At 70.7% G+C, this 21660-nt stretch carries 17 protein-coding genes and 1 pseudogene; 11 read left to right on the top strand and 7 right to left on the bottom strand.

The window, feature by feature from the left end:
• Nucleotides 1–112 precede the first annotated feature (112 nt).
• A pseudogene (locus tag ABC337_RS06935) lies at nt 113–194 on the bottom strand (YkvA family protein); the annotation flags it as partial.
• A 377-nt stretch (nt 195–571) separates the two neighbouring features.
• Here ABC337_RS06935 and ABC337_RS06930 point away from each other — a divergent pair.
• Together ABC337_RS06930 and ABC337_RS06925 are read left to right on the top strand one after the other, a co-directional pair.
• Entirely contained in the window at nt 572–898 is a 327-nt protein-coding gene (locus ABC337_RS06930) for an ArsR/SmtB family transcription factor (RefSeq protein WP_412884595.1), read from the top strand.
• A complete protein-coding gene (locus ABC337_RS06925) occupies nt 895–1623 on the top strand; it encodes a cation efflux transmembrane domain-containing protein (RefSeq protein ID WP_412884596.1) in 729 nt (242 codons plus the stop codon). Before ABC337_RS06930 ends, ABC337_RS06925 begins: the two co-directional genes overlap by 4 nt.
• A 48-nt stretch (nt 1624–1671) precedes the next feature.
• On the opposite strand, the gene ABC337_RS06920 is transcribed toward ABC337_RS06925, so the two are convergent.
• The gene (locus ABC337_RS06920) at nt 1672–2340 is read right to left on the bottom strand and encodes a TetR/AcrR family transcriptional regulator (protein ID WP_412884597.1); all 669 of its coding nucleotides are present in this window, start codon (nt 2338–2340) and stop codon (nt 1672–1674) included.
• Between the two features lie 84 nt (nt 2341–2424).
• Between ABC337_RS06920 and ABC337_RS06915 the strand changes: the two genes are divergently transcribed.
• From ABC337_RS06915 to ppsA, 6 genes are all read left to right on the top strand, one after another.
• On the top strand, nt 2425–2778 hold the full coding sequence (locus ABC337_RS06915; protein WP_412884598.1) for a thiamine-binding protein: 354 nt from the start codon (nt 2425–2427) through the stop codon (nt 2776–2778).
• A 146-nt stretch (nt 2779–2924) separates the two neighbouring features.
• Entirely contained in the window at nt 2925–4022 is a 1098-nt protein-coding gene (locus tag ABC337_RS06910; RefSeq protein WP_412884599.1) for an acyl-CoA dehydrogenase family protein, read from the top strand.
• Nucleotides 4016–5446, top strand: a complete 1431-nt coding sequence (locus ABC337_RS06905) for a PIG-L family deacetylase (RefSeq protein WP_412884600.1) — start codon at nt 4016–4018, stop codon at nt 5444–5446. The genes ABC337_RS06910 and ABC337_RS06905 overlap by 7 nt, the downstream gene beginning before the upstream one ends.
• Nucleotides 5443–6237 (top strand): glycosyltransferase family 2 protein, encoded by a 795-nt coding sequence (locus ABC337_RS06900; protein ID WP_412884601.1) that lies wholly within the window; start codon nt 5443–5445, stop codon nt 6235–6237. The genes ABC337_RS06905 and ABC337_RS06900 overlap by 4 nt, the downstream gene beginning before the upstream one ends.
• A gap of 122 nt (nt 6238–6359) precedes the next feature.
• Entirely contained in the window at nt 6360–9002 is a 2643-nt protein-coding gene (locus tag ABC337_RS06895) for a cation-translocating P-type ATPase (protein WP_412884602.1), read from the top strand.
• Between the two features lie 61 nt (nt 9003–9063).
• On the top strand, nt 9064–11463 hold the full coding sequence (ppsA, locus tag ABC337_RS06890; protein WP_412884603.1) for a phosphoenolpyruvate synthase: 2400 nt from the start codon (nt 9064–9066) through the stop codon (nt 11461–11463).
• Between the two features lie 22 nt (nt 11464–11485).
• Here ppsA and ABC337_RS06885 read toward each other — a convergent pair whose 3' ends face one another.
• The 4 genes from ABC337_RS06885 to ABC337_RS06870 are packed head-to-tail and all read right to left on the bottom strand — an operon-like array spanning nt 11486 to nt 14399.
• On the bottom strand, nt 11486–11821 hold the full coding sequence (locus tag ABC337_RS06885) for a carboxymuconolactone decarboxylase family protein (RefSeq protein ID WP_412884604.1): 336 nt from the start codon (nt 11819–11821) through the stop codon (nt 11486–11488).
• Nucleotides 11822–11833: 12 nt separating this feature from the next.
• A complete protein-coding gene (locus ABC337_RS06880; RefSeq protein ID WP_412884605.1) occupies nt 11834–12691 on the bottom strand; it encodes an aldo/keto reductase in 858 nt (285 codons plus the stop codon).
• Complete coding sequence (locus ABC337_RS06875) at nt 12688–13122, bottom strand: cupin domain-containing protein (RefSeq protein WP_412884606.1); 435 nt, start codon at nt 13120–13122, stop codon at nt 12688–12690. Before ABC337_RS06875 ends, ABC337_RS06880 begins: the two co-directional genes overlap by 4 nt.
• Nucleotides 13123–13133: 11 nt before the next feature.
• Nucleotides 13134–14399 (bottom strand): multidrug effflux MFS transporter, encoded by a 1266-nt coding sequence (locus ABC337_RS06870; protein ID WP_412884607.1) that lies wholly within the window; start codon nt 14397–14399, stop codon nt 13134–13136.
• Nucleotides 14400–14500: 101 nt separating this feature from the next.
• Here ABC337_RS06870 and ABC337_RS06865 point away from each other — a divergent pair, with 101 nt between their 5' ends.
• On the top strand, nt 14501–15370 hold the full coding sequence (locus ABC337_RS06865) for a helix-turn-helix domain-containing protein (protein ID WP_412884608.1): 870 nt from the start codon (nt 14501–14503) through the stop codon (nt 15368–15370).
• A 16-nt stretch (nt 15371–15386) separates the two neighbouring features.
• On the opposite strand, the gene ABC337_RS06860 is transcribed toward ABC337_RS06865, so the two are convergent.
• The gene (locus ABC337_RS06860; RefSeq protein ID WP_412884609.1) at nt 15387–17279 is read right to left on the bottom strand and encodes a heavy metal translocating P-type ATPase; all 1893 of its coding nucleotides are present in this window, start codon (nt 17277–17279) and stop codon (nt 15387–15389) included.
• A 140-nt stretch (nt 17280–17419) separates the two neighbouring features.
• Between ABC337_RS06860 and ABC337_RS06855 the strand changes: the two genes are divergently transcribed.
• Both ABC337_RS06855 and ABC337_RS06850 read left to right on the top strand, forming a co-directional pair.
• Complete coding sequence (locus tag ABC337_RS06855; protein ID WP_412884610.1) at nt 17420–18406, top strand: polysaccharide deacetylase family protein; 987 nt, start codon at nt 17420–17422, stop codon at nt 18404–18406.
• Between the two features lie 60 nt (nt 18407–18466).
• The gene (locus ABC337_RS06850) at nt 18467–21631 is read left to right on the top strand and encodes an HAD family hydrolase (protein ID WP_412884611.1); all 3165 of its coding nucleotides are present in this window, start codon (nt 18467–18469) and stop codon (nt 21629–21631) included.
• Nucleotides 21632–21660 lie beyond the last annotated feature (29 nt).

Genomic DNA, 21660 nt, shown 5'->3' with positions numbered 1-21660 from the left:
TGCGCGGCGCCCAGCCCCGCGAGTTTCAGGATCAGAGCCAGGCCCTCCGGCGTGCCGGGCCAGTGCCGGTGCACCGCGTCCGTGCCCGCCCGCTTGACCACGGAGCGCAGCGCCAGGGCGACGATCACGACGTCGTCCGCGTAGCCGATCACGGGCAGGAAGTCCGGCACCAGGTCGATCGGGGACAGCAGGTACAGCAGCAGCAGGACCAGGCGGATCCTTATCCCCGCCGCGACGGTGCCGTCCGCGATCAGCCGTTTCACCAGGCGGAGCAGGTCGGGCAGCAGCCGCAGCGCGTCCCTCATGGTCACGGTTTCGGGGTGCCTGCGCGCGTAATTCCACAGCAGGACCAGCAGTGCTGCGTAGACCAGCATCAGCCCGCCGATCACGCCGGCGAGGGTTTCCCAGCTCATGGACTCAACCGTTCTCAGAAATTTGGCAGCAGCTTTGATCCGAACTTATCAGGAGAGGCTGGACTCGAAAGTCGGAACGACAGCGGTGCACGTGTAGTCGGGATGGGTGCGGTAGTACAGGATTGCATGAATACATCGCACGCTGTACTTTTTGGAAGATGAAAACGCTCACGCAGGCACCCGTGCTCGCCAGATTTGGCCATGCGGTGTCGGACCCAACCCGCGCCCGCATCCTCCTAGCCCTTTCAGAGGCGACGTCCTACCCCTCGGATTTGGCGGTGTCGCTGGGTGTTTCACGGCAGAGCATGTCAAACCACCTGACGTGCCTTCGGGGCTGTGGGCTGGTGGTGGCTGTTCCCGACGGGCGGCGGACCCGGTATGAGTTGGCCGACGCGCGGTTGGGCCATGCGATCAAGGATCTGTTGGGTGTTGTTCTCGCCGTTGATCCGTCGTGTTGCGCCCCGGACGGGAAGTGCCTGGTATGACGGCGCCGCTGCGGGCTCTAACCCCGGAACGCCGGGGTGTGCTGAGCCGCCGCATCCGCCTGTTCGCGGCCGCGACGATCACGTACAACGTCATTGAGGCCGTGGTGGCGCTCTGGGCCGGCAACGTTGCCGACTCCGCTGCCCTGATCGGCTTCGGGCTCGATTCGGTCATCGAGGTGACATCGGCCCTGGCGCTCTCGTGGCAGTTCGCGTCGAAGGATCCGGAGCGGCGAGAGCAGCTGACCCTGCGGATCATTGCCGTCTCGTTCTTCGCTCTCGCCGCCTTCGTGGCCGCGGACTCCATCCGGGCCCTGTCCGGCGCCGGTGAAGCGCAGCATTCGTTGCCGGGCATCGTGGTGGCCGCGTTGAGCCTGGCAATTATGCCCGTGTTGTCCTGGGCGCAACGGCAGGCCGGGCGTGAACTCGGGTCAAGGACGGCCGTTGCGGATTCCAAACAGACCCTGCTGTGCACCTACCTTTCCGCCGTGCTGCTCGTTGGACTGGTCCTGAACAGCATCATGGGCTGGTGGTGGGCCGATGCTGGCGCGGCTCTGATCATTGCCGGCATCGCGGTCCGTGAGGGCATCAACGCCTGGCGCGGAGACGCCTGCTGCGCAACAGCGGGACCCGCGGAGCAGGACGCGGCCTGCTGCGCAGGGTGCCAGGCCGAGTCGGAGCCGGCGGCCGTGCCCGTGGCTCTCGGGACGAAACCGGCTGGCCGGTGAGCGCCATTTCGCCAGCGCAGAACGTGCGGATGGCCAGCTAGGCCATTCTCAGCGGTACGTGGCCCCGGAAGGCGAACCGAACCCCACGCCGAACGCGGTGCCGTACTGGGTTCCGGGCACCAGTGTCTGGGGCGGCAGGGGGCGGTCCGGCCGTTCGGCGCGGATGGCATCTTCCAGCAGGGCCACCGGCCGGCGCCAGGCGTCCGAGCCGGCTTCCATGGTGTCTACCACGCCGATCAGCATGGCCAGCAGCCGGATCATGTCCGCCATGGAGATGTCGCTGCGCAGCGTGCCCTGGCCCTGCCCGCGTCCCAGCAGGATCGCGACCGACTCGATCAGGTCCCCGGTGATCCCGGTCAACACCCCGCGGCGCCCGGCCACGGCGCCGAGGAGGTTGGCCTCGTCGCTGGCCACTCCCATCAGCGCCTCGATAATGCGAAACAGGCCCTCGGCGGCGTCGGTCCCGGCCAGCGCGTCTTCGATGACCGGGTTCACGCGCAGCTTCAGCTGCTGGTGCAGGGCGGCGAGGACCAGTTCCTCCTTGTCCGCGAAGTTCCGGAACAAGGTGGCGGGGCCCACGCCGGCGGTCACGGCGATGGTCTGAAGCGGCACCTCCGGCCCGTGCTCACGGAAGCACTGGCGGGCCGCGGCAATGATCTTATTGACGTTGCGTGCGGCATCCGCGCGGAGCGGCCTGCGGTCTACTGCCCGGTTCATTTGCTCAGGGTAGCAACGCCGGGGCGGCGCGAACCGGTTACCCGCGGGTTCACATATTTATGACGCGGAGTGCACACTGGAGCCATGCTGCTTGCCTTTTCTGTTGCCCCGTCCGGCCGTCCTCCCGCCGACCCCCTTGCCGGTTCCGGCGCCGCCTCTGACGCGGGCTCCGGCGCCGACGACGCGTCGTTGCACGACGCCGTCGCCGCCGCGGTGCGGATCGTCCGCGAGTCCGGACTCTCGAACCACACCGACGCCATGTTCACCACGATCGAGGGTGAGTGGGACGAGGTGTTCGACGTCGTCAAGCGCGCCACCGAGGCGGTGGGCCGCTACGGCAGCCGCGTGTCGCTGGTGATCAAGGCGGACATTCGCCCCGGCTACACCGGCGAACTGACCGGCAAGCTGGACCGGCTGGAGCGCGCGCTGGGGGAGTAGGCCCCGCCGACGCGCGCGGGCCAGGGCTCGGTGCGGGCCGCCGCCTTGGTAAGTATGCTGATATTTCCTGTTGCGGCGCAGCGTCATGCCGGAACGGAGGGACCGAGAACACCAGGCGAAGCCCGCAAAAGGACACGAACCAGCTTATGAACGCGACCCAGGACCCCCGCCCGCCCAAGGCCGTGCGGATAAGCTCCGGCCCGGACGCGCTCGCCGGGCTGGATCCGTTCCTGGCCGCCGTCGCTGACGCCGTCGGGAACGTTCCCGCCCTGTTGTCCCTGGCCGCCGACGCCGGATCGTGGGCACCGGCGCCCGGCACCGGCCGTACCGCCTTCCTGTGGGAACTGCTCGCCTCCGTCGCCGCCGTCGACGTCGCGGCCGGCCGCATCCTCGAACCGCACCTGGACGCGGCCGCGATCCTGCAACAGGCCAGGGACGCGGGGGAGGCCGGCGACTCGCCGGTCCTCGAGGGCGCCTGGGGTGTCTTCGCCGCGGAGGCACCCGGCCTCAGCCTCACCGCCACGGAAGAGAGCGGCCGGACGGTGCTGACCGGCGCCAAGCCATGGTGCTCACTGGCCGGGCAGCTGGATCATGCCGTGCTGACCGCCCACCTGCCCGGCGGCGGCCGCGCCGCGTTCGCCGTCGACCTCCACGCAGACGGCGTGAGCGTCGCCGACCCCGGCTGGACCAGCCTGGGACTGCGGGAGGTTCCCAGCGGCACCGTGCACTTCGACGCCGTCCCCGCCACTCCGCTCGGCGGCGAGGGCTGGTACTACCGGCGCCCCGGCTTCGCCTGGGGCGGCATTGGGGTGGCGGCCTGCTGGCTGGGCGGCGCCGTAGCCGTTGCCCGCAGCTACCGGGACACCCTGAAGGACGCCGAGGACCGCGGCCGGGCCCCCGACCAGGTGGCCCTCGCGCACTTGGGCGAGATCGACCGCACCCTCGCCGGGCTCACCGCCTACCTGGCCCGCACCGCGGAACGGATCGACGCCGGTGACCTCTCCGGAAGCGGCGCCTGGCCCGAGGCGCTGCGCGTCCGCGGAGCCGTCGCCAGCGCCGTAGAACGCATCCAGGCCCTGGTCAGCCAGAACCTTGGCCCCGGCCCGCTGGTCTTCGACGCCGCCTACGGCAAGCGCATGGCCGACCTCGCGCTGTACATCCGCCAGCACCACGCCATGCGCGACGACGCGCAGCTGGGCTCGTTGGTTTTCAAGGGCGGAATCGAGGGCGACGAGCCATGGTGAGCTTCACCCACCAGGACGCCGGCACCCCGGAAAGCGCCTGGGCCCGCTCCGGCGCGGCGGCCCTGCCCGAGCTCCCACTGAACGACGGCGAGCTCGCCGCCACCGCGTTCCTGGTGCTGGCCGCCCACCCCGACGACGAAACCCTCGGCGCCGGCGGCCTCATGGCCCGGCTGCATGCCCTGGGTGCGGACGTGCGGGTGCTGCTCTGCACCGCGGGCGAGGCCTCCCACCCGGATTCGCCCACGGTGACGCCCGAACGGCTGGCCGAGGTACGGCTCCGCGAATTCGACGGCGCCCTGGGACACCTGCTGGGCGGACCCCGACGCCGCTACCTGGGGCTTCCCGACGGCCGGCTCGCGGAGCACCGGGCCGCGATCACGGCGGCCATCCGGGAGGCGGCCGCGGACACCGGAAAGCCTGCAGAGCGGATAGTTCTCGTGGCGCCCTACCGGCACGACGGCCACACCGACCATGACACCCTGGGCCGGGCCGCCGCGGAATCCGCCGCCGGGCACGGCTACGGCCTGCTGGAATTTCCCATCTGGTACTGGCTCTGGGCCACCCCGGAAGACGCGGCCTGGCAGGACTGGCAACGGTTCCTGCTGCGGCCCGAGGACCAGCAGGCCAAGGCCCGGGCGATGGCCGCCCACACCTCCCAGATTGCTCCGCTCTCGGACCTGCCCGGGGACGAGGTGCTGCTGCCGCCGGGCTTCCTGGCCCACTTCGAGCGACACTGGGAAACTTTCGCCTGGCACCAGCCCCGGCCACCCGCCGCCGCCAAGGACACGGCCGGGGACGCCGCCGCCCACGACGCAGGCTCCCACGGCCCGGCCGCCGGCTACGCCGCCGCCGACGCCGAACGGCTCTTCGACGCGGTCCACGGCCGCGACGAAGACCCCTGGGGCTACACCGGCGCCTGGTACGAACAGCGGAAACGGGCCCTGACCCTGGCCGCGCTGCCGGAGCAGAGCTACGAGGCCGGGCTGGAGATCGGCTGCTCGATCGGGACGCTGAGCGCCGAACTGGCCGAACGCTGCGGAACCTTCCTGGCCGTCGACGCCAGCAGCACCGCCCTGGCCCGCGCCGCCGAACGGCTGGAGCACCTGCCGGCCGCGCAGACCCGGCACCTCACCGTCCCGCACGGCTGGCCGGACGGCGGGTTCGACCTGATCGTCGTCTCCGAGGTGGGGTACTACCTCTCGCCGGAGGAGCTGGACGAACTGTTCCGGCGGGTCGAAACCTCGCTGCTGCCCGGCGGCACCCTGGTCCTCTGCCACTGGCGGCACCCGCTGGACGGCTGGGTCCTGGACGGTGACACGGTCCACGCCACGGCCCGCGACCGGCTCCGCTGGGCCGGAGCCGGGCTCTACCGGGAACGGGACTTCGTGCTGGAAATCCTTCGGGCGCCCGAGCGGCAGCCATGACCGTCGCCATGACCGCCCGGCGGCGCCCCGCGATCGACACGGTCGCCGTCGTCGTTCCCGTCCACAACGAGGACCAGCATCTGGACCGCGCGCTGTCCGCCGTGCAGGCAGCCGCGGACCAGCTGGGCCGCACCCGCCCGGAGGTGTCGGTCCGGGTGATGGTGGTGCTGGACTCCTGTACCGACGGGTCCGCGGAGATTGCCGGACGCTACGTCGAGGCCGACCCCCGCCTCCAGGTCCTCACCGTCGGGCTGCGCAGCGCCGGGGCCAGCCGGGCGGCCGGCATCCGCACCGCCGTCCTGGGGCGCCCCCGCCGGCATCCCGGCCAGCGCTCCACCCCCGTGCCCTGGCGCGGCAAGACCTGGCTGGCCAACACCGACGCCGACTCCCGGGTCCCGCCGCACTGGCTGGTCCGGCAACTGGAATTCGCCGATGCCGGGGCGGACGCCGTCCTGGGGTCGGTGGAACCGGACCCGGTGGGCATGGACCCGGACCTGCTGCGCCGCTGGCTGGAGCGGCACCCGTTCGAGGAGAACCACCCGCACATCTACGGGGCCAACTTCGGCGTCCGCGCCTCCGCCTACCTCGCCGCCGGCGGATTCCCGAAGCAGCAGTCGCATGAGGACCGCACCCTGGTCCAGGGCCTGCGCAGCCTGGCGTTCACCGTCCTGGCCACCGACAGCGTCAGGGTGCTCACCTCCGGTCGGACGCAGGCGCGGGCACCGCAGGGGTTCGCGGCGTACCTGCGCTCCCTGGGCCGGCAGGCGCCGCCGGCGGCCACCGGCAGCTAGGCAGGTCCGTCCGCCGGCGCCGGTGACCTTTGGCCCTAACCCGGGGACCCCGGGCGGTGGATCCTCGGGACCATGAGAACCGGGGCGGCGCCGGGGCTTCCCTTCGGACTGCGGGGCGTACGGTGACATCCGCGGGCGCGGGGCTGGCGTCCGGAAGCGCAGGCCTCAGCTCCGAGGAGGCGGCCCGCCGGCTGGAACACGACGGTCCAAACCAGTTGCCGCAGGCGCGTCCTGTCCCCGGCTGGCGGCGGTTGGCCGCGGAGCTGACCCACTTCTTCGCCCTCATGCTGTGGGTGGCCGCGGCGCTGGCTTTTGTCGCCGGTATGCCTCAACTCGGCATCGCGATCGTCGTGGTCATCGTGGTGAACGGTGTCTTCGCCTTCATTCAGCAGGCACGGGCCCAGCACGCGGCCGCCAAACTGCGGGAACTTCTGCCAGCCATGGTCTCGGTGCGGCGCGACGGCCGGGTGGTCAAGGTCCACACCACCGAACTGGTGCCCGGAGACGCCGTTGTCCTGGTGGCCGGGGACAGGGTGCCCGCGGACCTGCGGCTGGAACTCGCGGCCGGTTGCGCCGTGGACGAGTCGATGCTCACCGGGGAGAGCGAGCCCACCGCCAAGACCGCCGGGGACAGCATCTACGGCGGCACGTTCTTGGTCATCGGTACGGCCGAGGGCACCGTCACCAGTACCGGCGGCCACACCCGGCTCGCCGAGATCGCGACCCTGACCGGGAACGTCGGGGCGCCCCCGAGCCCGCTGGCACTGGAACTACAGCGCATTGTCCGCATTGTGGCCGGGGTGGCGCTGGGCATCGGCATCCTGTTCTTCGTCCTCTCCCTGCTCGTCGGCATTTCCTGGCGGGATGCGTTCCTCTTCGCGATCGGCGTGGCGGTGGCGCTGGTCCCTGAGGGCCTGCTGCCCACGGTCACCCTCTCCCTCGCGATCGGGGCGCAGCGCATGGCCGGGCGGAATGCCCTGGTGCGCAACCTGCAGGCCGTCGAGACGCTGGGCTCCACCACCTTCATCTGCACCGACAAGACCGGCACCCTCACCCAGAACCGGATGAACGCCGTCGAGGTCTGGACACCCTCCGGGCTGCTCGAGATCGCCGGCCAGGGCTATGCCCCGGAGGCCGAGATCAGGGACGGGGACGGGGCTGATGCCGGAGCCGAGGCCGTCCACGCGGCCCGGCAGCTCGGTACGGCGGCCCGGGCGGCCTCGGTTGGCCGCACGGTTCAGCACGAGGGGCAGTGGATCCCTGAGGGCGACCCGATGGAGGCCGCCATCGATGCACTGGCCCACCGGCTCGCGGAACCGGGCAGCGGCCCCGAGGAGCTGAAACCCTCACACCGCTTCGCCTTCGACCCGCGCCGGCTCCGGGAGTCCGCGATCGTGGGCACCACCCTCTTCGTCAAGGGTGCCCCGGAATCAGTCATTCCGCTCTGTGAGGCCAACGGCGGCGAGGACGGCGCGGCACACGCGCTCCGGATGGTGGACCAGATGGCCTCACACGGACTCAGGGTGCTGGCCGTCGCGCAACGCAGCCTCCCGGGCCTCCCCGGCGCCCGGTTTTCCCTCGACGACGTCGAAACCGGGCTGACGTTGCTGGGCCTGATCGGCCTGCACGACCCGCCCCGCGCCGAGGTCCGGGTCTCCCTGCAGGCCGCCCGGGAGGCTGGCATCAAGGTAGCCATGGTCACCGGCGACCATGCCTTCACCGCCGCGGCCATCGCCCGGGAAACCGGCCTGATCGGGTCGCCCGAACTGGTGCTGGAAGGCCACTCCCTGCCCGAGGACGACGAGGTGCTGGCCGCGCTGCTGGACCGTGACGGCGTGGTGGTCAGCCGCGTCACGCCCGAACAGAAACTCCGGGTGGCCAGGCTCCTCCAGCACCGCGGCCACGTGCTGGCGATGACCGGCGACGGCGTCAACGACGGACCCGCCCTGCAGCAGGCGGACATCGGCGTCGCCATGGGACTCAGCGGTACCGACGTCGCCCGTGAGGCTGCAGACCTGGTGCTCCTCGACGACGACTTCGCCACCATCATCGCCGCCGTCGAACAGGGCCGCGCCACCTACGCCAACATCCGCCGGTTCCTCACCTACCACCTCACGGACAACGTCGCCGAGCTGACGCCGTTCGTCTTCTGGGCGCTGTCCGGCGGCCGGTTCCCCTTGGCACTGAGTGTCCTGCAGATCCTGGCCCTCGACATCGGCACCGACCTGCTGCCGGCCCTGGCCCTCGGATCGGAAGCTCCCAGCAAGGGGGCGCTGAAACGGCCGCCGGAGCGACGCCATTTGATGGACCGGGCCCTGATGGTCCGGGTCTTCGCCCTGCTGGGTCCGGTGGAGGCGCTGATGGAGATGACCGCCTATACCGCTGTGTTGTTCGGCGCCGGCTGGAGTCCCGGGGCGCCGCTGCCGCCCGCGGACGTGCTGATGGCGGGATCGGGTGCGGCGTTCACCACCGTCGTCCTGGCCCAGCTCGCCAACGCCTTCGCCTGCCGCAGTGCCACGGCGCCCCCGTGGCGGCTGGGCTGGTTCACCAACCGCCTGCTGCTCTGGGCCGTGCTGGCGGAGCTGGGTCTGCTGGTGGTGTTCCTGTTCCTCGGGCCGGTGGCGGCGCTGCTGGGCCACGCGCCGCCGACGCCCGGCGGGCTGGCCGTGGCGCTCGCGGCCGTTCCCGCTGTCCTCGTGGCGGACTGGGCGTACAAGTCCTTCCGGCATCGCCAAGCCGGCGCCCCCAAGGTCCAAAGACTCTGACCGGACCCCGCGCCGGGCAGCAGGATCGGAGCATTGGCGGACCGACCCGAGGAGTACTCGCATGCCCGAGCACGTGAAGTGGTTTGAGGAGATCGGCATGGCCGATGTGCCCCAGGTCGGGGGCAAGAACGCTTCCCTGGGCGAACTCATCCAGACCCTGAAGTCCCGGGGAGTGCAGGTTCCGGACGGTTTCGCTACCACGGCCGCTGCTTTCCGGTTGTTCGTTGCGGCGAATGCGATTGAGCCGGACCTGCGTGACCGGCTGGCCGCTTTCCGCGCCGGGACGGCCACGCTGCGCGAGACCGGCGAGGCCATCCGCGAACTCTTCCTCGGCGGGGAATTCCCGCCGGATGTGGCGGACGCGGTCCGCCAGCACTACCGGGACCTGAGCCGGCGGGCCGGGATGGACCGTTTGTCTGTGGCGGTGCGCAGCAGCGCCACAGCCGAGGACTTGCCGGACGCCAGCTTCGCTGGCCAGCAGGAGACCTTCCTGAACGTCGCCGGGGAGCCGGAATTGTTGGACGCCTGCCGGCGCTGCTATGCCTCGTTGTTCACGGACCGGGCCATCAGCTACCGGGAGGTCAAGGGCTTCGATCACCTCGACGTCGCCCTCTCGATCGGTGTCCAGCGGATGGTCCGCTCGGACATCGGCGCCTCCGGGGTGATGTTCTCGATTGACACGGACTCCGGTTTTCCCCGCGCGGCCGTGATCAGCGCCGCCTGGGGGCTGGGCGAAACCGTGGTCCAGGGGACCATCAACCCGGACAAGTACCTGGTCTTCAAACCCCTCCTCACCGAGGCGTCCGCGGCGGCCGGCATCAGCCCGATCATCGAGAAGACCCTGGGCTCCAAGGCCCGGAAAATGGTCTACAGCCGGGGCGGCCACGCCCGCACCCGCACCGTGGATACCTCCGAGGCGGAACGCCGCGCCTATGTCCTGACGGATGAGGAGATCCTCACGCTGGGACGCTGGGCCGTGACCGTGGAGGAGCACTACGGCCGGCCGATGGACATGGAATGGGCTCGTGACGGGGAGACCGGCGAGCTCTTCATGGTCCAGGCCCGGCCGGAAACCGTCCAGTCGCAGAAGACGGGACCCCGTTTCACCCTGCACCACCTGCTGGAAACCGGACCGGTCCTGGCCGCGGGTGCCGCGATCGGCGACTCAATCGCGCAGGGCACCGCCTGCGTGATCCGCAGCGCCGCGGACATCGAGGGGTTCCGCGACGGCGCCATCCTGGTCACCGAGATGACGGACCCGGACTGGGTGCCGATCATGAAGCGCGCCGCCGGGATCGTCACCGACCACGGCGGACCCACCAGCCACGCCGCCATCGTCAGCCGGGAACTGGGCGTGCCCGCCGTCGTCGGTACCGGGAACGCGACGGCGGTGCTCACGGAGGGTCTGGCCGTCACGCTGTCCTGCGCCGAGGGCGACCAGGGGCGTGTCTACGCCGGCAGCCTGGCGTTTGAGACCGAGGAGGTGGACCTTGGCGAGCTGCCGGTGACCCGCACCAAGGTGATGGTCAACATTGCCAGCCCCGCCGCCGCGTTCCAGTGGTGGCGGCTGCCCGCGGATGGCGTGGGGCTGGCCCGGATGGAGTTCATCATCAGCTCCCTGATCCGGGTCCACCCGATGGCGCTGGTCCACCCGGAACGGGTCACGGACCCCGGCGAGGCGGCGCAGATCCGCGAGCTCACGTGCGGGTATGCGGACCCCCGGGACTACTTCGTGGACGCCCTGGCCCTGGGGATCGCCAAGATCGCCGCGCCGTACCATCCCCGGCCGGTGATCGTGCGGCTGAGCGACTTCAAGACCAACGAATACGCGCACCTCGTGGGCGGGGCGGCCTTCGAGGAGGCCGAGGAGAACCCGATGCTGGGCTTCCGCGGCGCCTCACGCTACTACGACGAGCGCTACCGCGAGGGGTTCGCCCTCGAATGCCGGGCGCTGAAACGGGTCCGGGAGCGGCTGGGTTTCGGCAACGTGATCGTCATGGTGCCGTTCTGCCGGACCCCGCAGGAGGCGGACAAAGTGCTGGCGGTGATGGCGGAAAACGGCCTGGTCCGCGGGGAAAACGGGCTGCAGGTGTACATGATGTGCGAGATCCCGGCCAACGTGGTGCTCGCCGGGAAGTTCGCCGCCCGCTTCGACGGGTTCTCCATCGGCTCGAACGACCTGACCCAGCTGATCCTCGGCGTGGACCGGGACTCGGCGCGGCTGGCGGCGCTTTTCGATGAGCGGGACGAGGCGGTGATGGCGATGATCAGTGAGGCGATCCGCCAGGCGCACGTGGCCGGGATCAAGATCGGCATCTGCGGTCAGGGCCCCAGCAACCACCCGGAGTTCGCGCAGTTCCTGGTGGGGGAGGGGATCGACTCGATCTCACTGAACCCGGACAGCTATCTCAGGACGGTTCCGCTGATCGCCGAGGCGGAGCGGCGGCCCACGGGAGGGTAGGGAGCGTTAGGCCCGGACAGGCCTACCGCGGGAGATCGACACCATAGGTCTCCGTCGCGATACGGAACGCTGCCCAGGCCTTGGGCCACCCGGCGTAGAACGCCGCGTGGGTTAGCACCTCTGCCATTTCTTCGGCCGTGACCCCGTTGGCCTTGGCGAGGCCGATGTGATGGCGGAGCGAGCCATCGAGCACTCCGCTGGACATCAGGGCGGTCACGGTGACGATGCTGCGGATCCGCGGGGAGAGCTCCTCCTCGCGGGACCAGACCTGTCCGAAGAGCACATCGTCGTTGAGCCCGGCGAACGTCGGGGCAAAGGTACCGAGCGCGTCCCGGCCGGCTGTCACTTTTTCAGGCATTGTCGATTTCTTCTACTTTCCGGAATAGACGGGGAATGCGGCGTGCTCGCCGTAGTTCTTCTCATCGAGAGTGCGAAGCGTTTCCATGTCCTGATCGGAGATCGTGAAGTTGATCTCCGCATTTGAGCGCATGTGGTCCGGGTTCGCGGTTTTGGGCAGCGAAACGGCGCCGAGCTGTGTCGTGTAGCGGATGCAGAGCTGCGGCACGCTCGCCCCGTACTTCTCCGCGATTCCGGCAATGTCCTGGTTCTTCAGGATCTCGCCGTGGGCGATGGGCGAATACGCTTCCACCGCAATGCCCTTGGACCGGCAGTAGTCGATCAGGCCGGTGGGGGTGTTGCCCGCGTGTACGAGGATCTGGTTGACGTGCGGAGCAACGGTTCCGTGGTCGAGGAGGTTCTCCAGATCGGCCTGCAGGAAGTTGGAGACTCCGATCGCGCGGATTTTCCCTGCCCGGTGGGCTTCCTCCAGGGCCCGCCAGGCGGCAAGGTTGCCCTCGGAGTAGTCGCCGCCACGGAAATCGTCCCAGGGCTGCGGGGCGTGGATCAGCATGAGGTCGACATATTCGAGCCCCAGCTTTTCCAGCGACCCCTCGATCGCGGCGAGGGCCCCGGCGTAGTCCTTGATCTCGGCGGCGAGCTTGGTCGAAACAAAGAGTTCGTCCCGTGCCACCCCTGAGGTGCGGATGCCTTCGCCGACGCCGCGCTCGTTTCCGTAGGCCTGGGCGGTGTCGATGTTGCGGTATCCGATCGCGATGGACTGGCGCACGGCCTCGGCGGCCTTGTCATCGTCGATGAACCACGTGCCCAGCCCCAGGGCGGGGACCTCGACGCCGTTCGAGAGGGTGAGTTTGTCGTTCAGGATGGTCATGCTTCTCCTCCGTTCCGGGGCAACCCGCCGTACGCCTCGTCGGTGACGGGCTCGAGCCATTCGTTGCTGACGTCGTTGCCCGGGGTGATGAAAGCGACGTGGGAGAACCACGAGTCCGCCTTCGCTCCGTGCCAGTGTTTGGTGCCGGCGGGCACGTGGATGACCGTTCCCGGTTCCAGGCTGACGGGGGCCTCGCCGTCGGCCTGGTACCAGCCGCTGCCCGCGGTGCAGAGCAGGACCTGGTCGCCTCCTCCGTCTGTGCCGTGGTGGATGTGCCAGTTGTTGCGGCATCCCGGCTCGAAAGAGACGTTGCTGACGGGGACTGGGCCCGAGGCGAGGGGCGCCAGATAACTCTGGCCGGTGAAGTACTGCGCATACGCGTCGTTCTTCTGGCCCAGCGGGAAGATCTGGCTAAATTCGGTGCCGTGCATGGTGTTTCCTTTCAGTGATGGGAATGCTCTGGAACGGGTGTTTCAGAGGACGGTCTTTCCGCCGATGCCGGGCGGGACGCCCGGGGCAGCAGGACCAGGGCGGTCGCAGCTGCCAGGATGATCGCGGCGGCGGTCACCAGGCCCAGCGGGAGGATGCTGAGTGCTCCGGCGAGTCCTACCAGCGGGGCGGCGACTCCACCGAGAGCGAAGCGGGCGGCACCGAGGAAGGAGGAAGCGGCGCCGGCGATGGTCGGATAGCCGGCCAGTGCGATGGTGGTCGAGGGCGGGCTGGTGACCGCGGTCCCGCTCACCAAGAGAAGCAGGGAAACCATCACCGCGGGCAAGGGAAGGTGGGTGATACCGGCGGTCAGAATTCCCCCGGCTCCGGCCGCGCACATGGCCAGGCCGATCATGAGGGTCCCGGTGATGCTCCACCTTTCGCTGGACCGGCCGGCGAGGTAGCCGAAAACCATGAACCCTGCAGAATTGAGGCCGAAGGCCATGGCGTACTGCTGTGGGGAAAGGCCGTAGACACCCTGCAGGACGTAGGTTGCGCCGCTGAGATAGGCAAACAGGGCCGCGTAGACAAACCCTTGAACCACAACAGCGCCGACGAACCCGCGGTCCCGGAACAGAACCCGCATATCGCGGCCCACCTGGCCGAACCCGCCCGGGGTGCGCGACCCCGCGGGCAGCGTCTCGCCAAACCCGACGACGACCCAGGCCAGAATCGCCGCACCAATGACCGCAAGGACCTGGAACAGGCCCCGCCAGTCCATCACCGCGGAGAGCGCACCGCCCACCAAGGGGCCCACGATGGCCGCAAAGCCGCCGATAACGGTCAGTCGGCCGTAAAAGCGGATCAGTCGGCCGCCGTCGTACACATCTCGGCCGGCGGCCTGGGCGATCACGATCCCGACGCCGCCGGCCACGCCCTGGACCAGCCGGGCGAGCACCAGCACCTCAACGGTGGGGCTCATCGCACACAGCGTCGACACGACGACGTACGCGGCCACCCCGATCAGGAGCGGCTTTCGCCTGCCAAAACGGTCAGAGAGCGGGCCTGCGACCAGCTGCCCCGCCGCCAGCCCCAACAGGCACGCGGTGACCGTCAGCTGTGCCGTGGACGTCTTCGCGCCAAGCTCGGCGGTCAGGGCAGGGAGAGCCGGAAGGTAAAGGTCCATGGAAATGGGTCCAAAGACCGTCAGCACCAGCAACAGCGCCGCCAACCACCGGCCATGTCGGCCCGTCTGATTGAGGGTGGAGGAATCAGTCATGTATCCAGCAAAACCCTTATCGGCAGACCGAAGAAGTCCCTGTCAAGAGGTGTACTGGCAGGGCATCCCTCCACCGCGAGGATCGTCGTATGGTCATAGGCATGGACAATCGAGCCCAGGTGCGCGAGTACCTCATGTCACGTCGGGCCAAACTCACCCCCGAGCTCGCCGGGATACCCTCCGGCCCCAACCGACGGGTCAAGGGACTCCGCCGCTCCGAGGTGGCCATGCTCGCCGGTGTCAGCGTCGAGTACTACTCAAAACTCGAACGCGGAGCCATCGCCGGGGCCTCGGCCTCCGTGCTCGACGCCATCTCCGAGGCCCTGCAGCTGAACGACACGGAGAGGGCGCATCTTCTTGACCTGGCCCGGGCGGCCGACGGAATTCCCAGCTCGGGCCGTGCGCGGCGGCGCAGCGCCATCCGCAACCCCGCCCTGCGCCCGAGCCTTCAATGGGCGCTGAGTTCCATTACTGACGGCCCCGCCTTCGTCCGCAACGCGCACCAGGACATGGTGGCCACCAACGAACTCGGCCGCGCCTTCTACTCACCGGTGATTGGCGACGGCGGCCGGACACCGAATCTGGCCCGCTTCCAGTTCCTGGACCCAGCCTCGCGGGAGTTTTATCCGGACTGGGATCTCTTCGCCGACATGTGCGTAGCGATCATGCGGGCGGAAGCCGGCCGGGACCCGCACAACAAGCATCTCCAGGACCTGGTGGGCGAGCTGTCGACCCGTAGTGACGTCTTCCGCCGGCTGTGGGGAGCCCATGATGTCCGCACCCACGGGTCGGGGACCAAGCGCTTTTTTCATCCGGTCGTCGGTGAGCTCACCCTCGCCTATGAGGAGCTCGCCATCACGGCGGATCCGGGCCATGTCCTCTTGGTCTACTCGGCCGAACCCGGATCCCCCTCGGCTGAGAGGCTGCGCCTCCTCGCCTCCTGGGGTGTGCCGCAATCGGCTGCCCGGTGAGGCATACCCTCTACGATCACTTCACCCCAGGCGCCGGCGTCCGGGTTCCCTTCCGCCCCGCACTCAGCGCCCGCAGCGCGTTCAGGATGGTGGCGAGGTCCACCACCTCCTGGGACAGGGCACCGGCGATCGCAGGGACGTAACCGGCGGCAGCCGCCACCATCAGGGCCACGCTCATCGCGATGCCGATCCAGATGCTCTGCAGCGCCACCTTCACCGTGCGCTGGCCGATCCGCACGGCGGAGGCCACCTTGGACAGGTCGTCCAGGATGATCACGACGTCGGCGGACTCGCCGGCCGCCGTCGAGCCCCGCGCACCCATGGCGATCCCGACGTCGGCGACGGCGAGGACAGGGGCGTCGTTGACGCCGTCGCCCACCATCATCACCGGCCGCAGCGGCAGCGACCGCACCGCCTCCACCTTGTCCGGGGGCAGGCACTCGGCCCGGACGTCCGTGAGACCGGCTGCATCCGCGATGTGCTCTGCCGTGGCCAGGGCGTCGCCGGTCAGCATCACGGTCTGCGTGACCCCCAGATGCTGCAACTCGCCGAGGGTCCGGCGCGCCTCGTCCCGGAGCGGGTCGCTCATCACCAGACAGCCGACGAATTTTCCGTCCACCCCCACATAGATGCCTAATTGCCCGGACACCAGCTCCGTCTCCACCACCCCTTTGGCGGATTCGGCCACAAAGTTCGGCTTTCCCACCACCACGTCCCGCCCGTCCAGACGGGCCCGGACGCCGTGCGTGGCGTACTCGGTGGCCTCAGAGGCGCTGTGGAAGCCCAGCACCCGCGCCCTGGCCGCATCCATCACGGACGCGGCGAGCACGTGGGAGGAATACTGCTCCGCGGACGCGGCCAGGCGCAACACCTCGTCCTCGTCCAGGGCGCCCGTGGTGCGGATCTCCACCAACGCCGGGCGGCCGTAGGTGAGGGTGCCGGTCTTGTCGAACGCCGCGGTGCGGATCCGGCCCAGCAGCTCCAGCACCCCGGCGTACTTGACGATGATCCCGCCGCGGGCCGCGCGGCTCATCCCGCCCAGGAACGCCACCGGCGCGGCGATCAGCAACGGGCAGGGCGTGGCCACCACCAGCACCTCGGCGAAGCGGGCGGGGCTGCCGCTGATGATCCAGCCGACGGCGCCGAGCACGTACGCCAGGGCGGTGAAGGGCACGGCGTAGCGGTCGGCCAGCCGGACCATCGGGGCCTTGCTCTCCGCGGCTTCCCGCACCAGGGCCACGATCCTGCTGTACTGGGAGTCCTCCATCCGGGCCGTGACCCGCATGCGGACGGCCGCCTCGCCGTTCAGCGACCCGCTCATCAGGCCCTCCCCGGCTGCCCGCTCCACAGGCAGGCTTTCCCCGGTGAGGGAGGATTCGTCGAAGGTGCCGGACTCGGAGAGCAGGACCCCGTCCAGGGGCACCACCTCGCCGGGCCGGACCAGCAGGATGTCGCCGATCCGGACGTCGGTGGCGGCCACGTCCTCGTGCTGGCCGTCGGCCAGGGTGCCGTCGCCGTGGGTGCCGTCCGCCGCCACCCCGGCCCGCTCGCGGTGCGCTGTCTGCGGGACGCGTTCGAGCAGGGCGGTCAGTTCCGCCTTGGCCCGGCCGGCCGCGAAGTCCTCCAGGGCGGTGCCGCCGGCCATCATCAGCACGATGATCATGGAGGCGACGAACTCGCCCACCAGCACGGTACTGACGATCGCGGTCACGGCCAGGATGTCGATGCCCCAGGTGCCGCCCATCAGCCGGCGGACCATGCCCACCGCCAGGTACGCGGCGACGGCCAGGGCGTAGAGGCTGGCGGTCCACCGGGCGATGCCCTCCTGGCCGGACACCAGCAGCAGGATCACGGCCAACAGGACGGCCAGGGTGCCTGCCACCAGCGGGTACCGAAGGAGAGTTTTCACGGGGTCCTGCCTCGCTTCAGCGACGAATCCGGGATGTGCCTCTCCCTGCATCCTACTGCCCCGGGACGACGGGTTTCCGGGGCCGTTGGAGGGGCCCTTCAGCCCTATCCCGGGCCGTGAAACCGGGGTCACGGTGGGGCATGTGGACGATCCCCGCCGGCGGCCAGCGCCGGCTTCTGGCGGCGGCGCTCGCCGTCCTGCTCGTGGCGGCCGCGGTGGCCGGGGCGGTGCTGCTGGCCTCGGGGCCGCGGGGTTCGGGCCCGCAGGGCGGGCCCCCGGCCACGGCACCCCTGCCGCCCACGTCTTCGTCGCCATCCTCAGCCACGACCACGGTGTCCCCGTCGCCGGCTACCTCGTCGTCCGCGCCTGAGTCACCCACCCCGGCACCGCCCGCACCCGAGCCTCCCGCCCCGCCGGAATCCGCGCCACCGGCACCGGAACCTCCCGCCCCGCCCGCCCCGGAACCTCCGGTCCCGCCTGCCGCCCCGTTCCCGGCCGCGCTCCGGGGCGCCGACGTCGAGGTCATCCCGGGCGCCGGGCCGGTGGTCGCGCTGACCTTCGACGCCGGGGCCAACTCCGCCGGGCTGCCCAGCATCCTGCAGACCCTCTCCGCGACGGGCGTTCGCGGGACGTTCTTCCTCACCGGTGCGTGGGCGTCCGGCAACCCGGCGGGCGTGGCCGCGATCGTGGCCGGCGGTCACCGGATCGGCAACCACTCGATGACCCACCCCGGATTCACCGGCCTGTCCGACGCCCAGATCACAGAGCAGCTCGCCGGCGCGGAGTCCGCCATCAACGTCGGCGGCGGGACCGCCCGGCCGCTGTTCCGGTTCCCGTTCGGCGAGCGGGACGCGCGCACCATCGCCGCCGTCAACGCCCTGGGCTACGTGGCGGTCCGCTGGAGCGTGGACACGCTCGGCTGGAAGGGAACCAGCGGCGGCATCAGCGTCCAGACCGTGCTGGACCGGACCCTGGCCGGCCTGCGCCCCGGCGAAATCGTCCTGATGCACATCGGCTCCAACCCCGACGACGGCAGCACCCTCGACGCGGACGCCCTGCCGCAACTGATCTCTCGGCTCCGGGCCGCCGGCTACGGCTTCACTACCCTCGATGCCCTCCTCCGCTGAGCCGCCCCCGGCTGTGATGCAGGCCTGTCGCACGCCCGGGAAGGCTGGTACGAATAACGCATGACGGTCTCGCCCACAGTCGCCGCCGCACTGGCGCCGGTGGATGCCGTCGTCTTCGAACTCGACGGCGTGCTGCTGGATACCGCCGAACAACGCGCCGCGGCCTGGCGGATACTGCTGGACGAGGTCCTGCGTGACCCCCGGCTGCCGGCCGCCGCCCGGCGCGGCCCGCCCACCGCCGCCGACTTCACCGCCTACCTGGACGGCCGAACCCCCGCCGAGGGGGTGGCGGACTTCCTGGCCTCCCGCGGCGCGGCGCTGCCGGCCGGAAACCCCGCCGGCCCGCCGGGGGAGTGGACGGCGGCGGGGCTGGGCGCCAGGCAGGACCAGCTCTTCGTCGCGGCGCTGGCGGCGGACCCGCCGCGGGCCTACCCCGGCTCCGTGGCCCTGCTGGAACGTCTCAGGGCCGGCCGTGTCCCGGTGCTGCTGGCCACATCCGCCCCGCACGCGGCCCCGCTGCTCGCCGCCGTCGGACTCGACGCCGCCTTCGACCAGATTGCCGACGGGCAGACCGCCGCGCACCGGGGCCTACCCGGTAAACCCGCCCCCGCCCTCCCGCTGGAGGCGGTCCGGAAGCTGGACATCCCGCCCCGCCGCGCCATGGTGATCGAGGCCTCGGTGGCCGGGGTCCTGGCGGGGCGGCGCGGCGGGTTCGGGCTGGTGGTCGGCATCGACCGGGACGGCCGCCGCGCGGCTTTGGAGGCAGCCGGCGCGGACATTGTGGTCGAAGACGTCAGCGAACTGGACATCGGCCTGGTCATCACCCACCCCTGGCTGCTGGTCTACGAGGGCTTCGACCCGGCGCACGAGGGGCACCGGGAGGCGCTGACCACCCTGGGCAACGGCTACCTGGCCACGCGGGGGTCCGCACCAGAACAGCGCGCCGGCCCCATCCACTACCCCGGGACCTACCTGGCCGGCGTGTACAACCGGCTCACCAGCACGGTGGAGGGCCAGCGGACCACGGACGAGCACATGGTGAACATCCCGGACTGGCTGCACCTGGACCTGCGGATCGAGGACGGGCCGTGGTGGTCGGAGGGCGGGCTGCGGCTGCGCCGGGAACGGCGCACCCTGGACCTGAAACGCGCGCTGCTGACCCGGGAGGCGGAGCTGGAGGACGACGCCGGGCGGCGGCTGCGGGTGGTGCAGCGGCGGCTGGTGTCGATGGCCGAGCCGCATCTCGCGGCCCTGGAGACCGTCATCAGCGCGGAGGGCTGGAGCGGCCGGATCAGCATCAGCAGCGGCTGCGACACCGCGGTGCGCAACGCCAACGTCCCCGAGGACGCCGGCCTCGCCCAGCGCCACCTGACCGGGGTGCAGGCGGTGGAAAACCCCGCCAACGCACCCGGACCGGGCGCCGTCGGCCTCGACGTGCAGGTCCGGACCAGCCGCAGCCGGATCGGGATCGCGCTGGCCCTGCGCACCGAATCCTCCGGCCCGGCCAATACCGCCTACCACCAGGCCGCCGGCCTCTACGCCCACCGCCTGGAGGCCGCCGTGGGGGAGGGGGCCCCGGTGACGGTCACCAAGACGGTGGCGGTGGCCACCTCCCGGGACCACGCGGTGTCCTCGCCGCTGGCGGGGGCGCAAGCGGTGCTGGCCCGCGCCGGCAGCTTCGACCAGCTGTTGGCCGACCACGAGCGGGCCTGGTCCCTGCTGCTGGCCCCGTTCATCATCGACTCGGACGCCCCCTCCCAGGCCCAGCTGATCCTCAACCTGCACGTCTTCCACGTGCTGCAGACCCTCACCCTGCACACCGCGGAGCTGGACGCCGGCGTCCCGGCCCGCGGGCTGCACGGGGAGGGCTACCGTGGCCACGTGTTCTGGGACGAGCTCTTCGTCCTGCCGGTGCTGAACTCGCGGCTGCCGTCGCTGGCCCGCGAGCTGCTGGACTACCGGTGGCGGCGGCTGGGGACGGCGCGGGACGCGGCCCGGGCGGCGGGTCTCTCCGGCGCCCTGTTCCCCTGGCAGAGCGGCAGCGACGGCACCGAACAGACCCCCAGCCTGCTGTACAACAGGCTCTCCGGGCACTGGCTGCCGGACTACTCGCACCGGCAGCGGCACGTGGGACTGGCCGTGGCCTACAACGCCTGGCAGTACTTCGAGGCCACCCAGGACCGCGGCTGGCTCACCCAGCACGGGGCCGAACTGATCGTGGAAGTGGCCCGGCTGTTCGCCTCGATGGCCGAGCACGATCCCGCGGACGACCGCTTCCACCTGCGCGGCGTCATGGGCCCGGACGAGTACCACACCGGGCCCCCGGAGCGCCCGGACGCGGGCCTGGCGGACAACGCCTACACCAACGTCATGGCCGCCTGGGTTTTCGACCAGGCCGAATGGATCCTGCGCTCGGTGCGGGGCTTCGACATGGAGGACCTGAAGGCCCGGCTGGGGATCACGACGGCGGAGATCACCCGGTGGGCGCGGCTGAGCCGGCGGATGTTCGTGCCCTTCCACGGCGAGGGCATCATCAGCCAGTTCGCCGGCTATGGCCGGCTCCGGGAGCTGGACTGGGCCGGTTACCGCCGCCGCTACCGGAACATCGAACGCCTGGACCTGATCCTCGAGGCTGAGGGGGACAGCCCCAACCGCTACCGGTTGGCCAAGCAGGCGGACGTCTTGATGCTCTTCTACCTCCTGGGCGAGGACCAGCTCACCGGGTTCCTGGCCCGGCTCGGCTATCCGGTCACCCCGGAGCAGCTGGCCGCCACAGTGGACTACTACCTGGCCCGCACCGCGCACGGCTCCACCCTCAGCCGGGTGGCGCACGCCTCCGTGCTGGCCCAGCGCGACCCGGAACAGGCCTGGGCAACCTTTCGAGAGGCGCTCGACGCCGACCTCGACGACACCCAGGGCGGCACCACCAGTTCGGGCATCCACCTGGGCGCGATGGCGGGGACCATCGACGTCGTCCAGCGCAGCTTCGCGGGCCTCCGGGTCACCCGCGACGCACTGACCTTCACGCCCCGGCTGCCGGCCGAGCTGCGCCGGGTGGGGTTCACGGTCCGATACCGGGACCAGTTGCTGGCGGTGGACCTTGAGCCGGGCCGGCTTGCCGTTTCCGCCGCCCCGGGCGACGCCGCGCCTGTGCTGGTCCGAGTGGGGCAGCAGGAGGTGTTCCTGCAGGCCGGGCAACGTCACGAGTTCCAGGCCGGGCCATGACACCGGGCTTCCGGGACGCCCTTGGCACC

It is taken from the genome of Arthrobacter phoenicis (genome assembly GCF_047238215.1).
In the GTDB taxonomy this organism is placed as follows: Bacteria; Actinomycetota; Actinomycetes; order Actinomycetales; family Micrococcaceae; genus Arthrobacter.
Note: the sequence above shows the minus strand (reverse complement) of the source record. Positions and strands in the feature narration are given on the sequence as shown.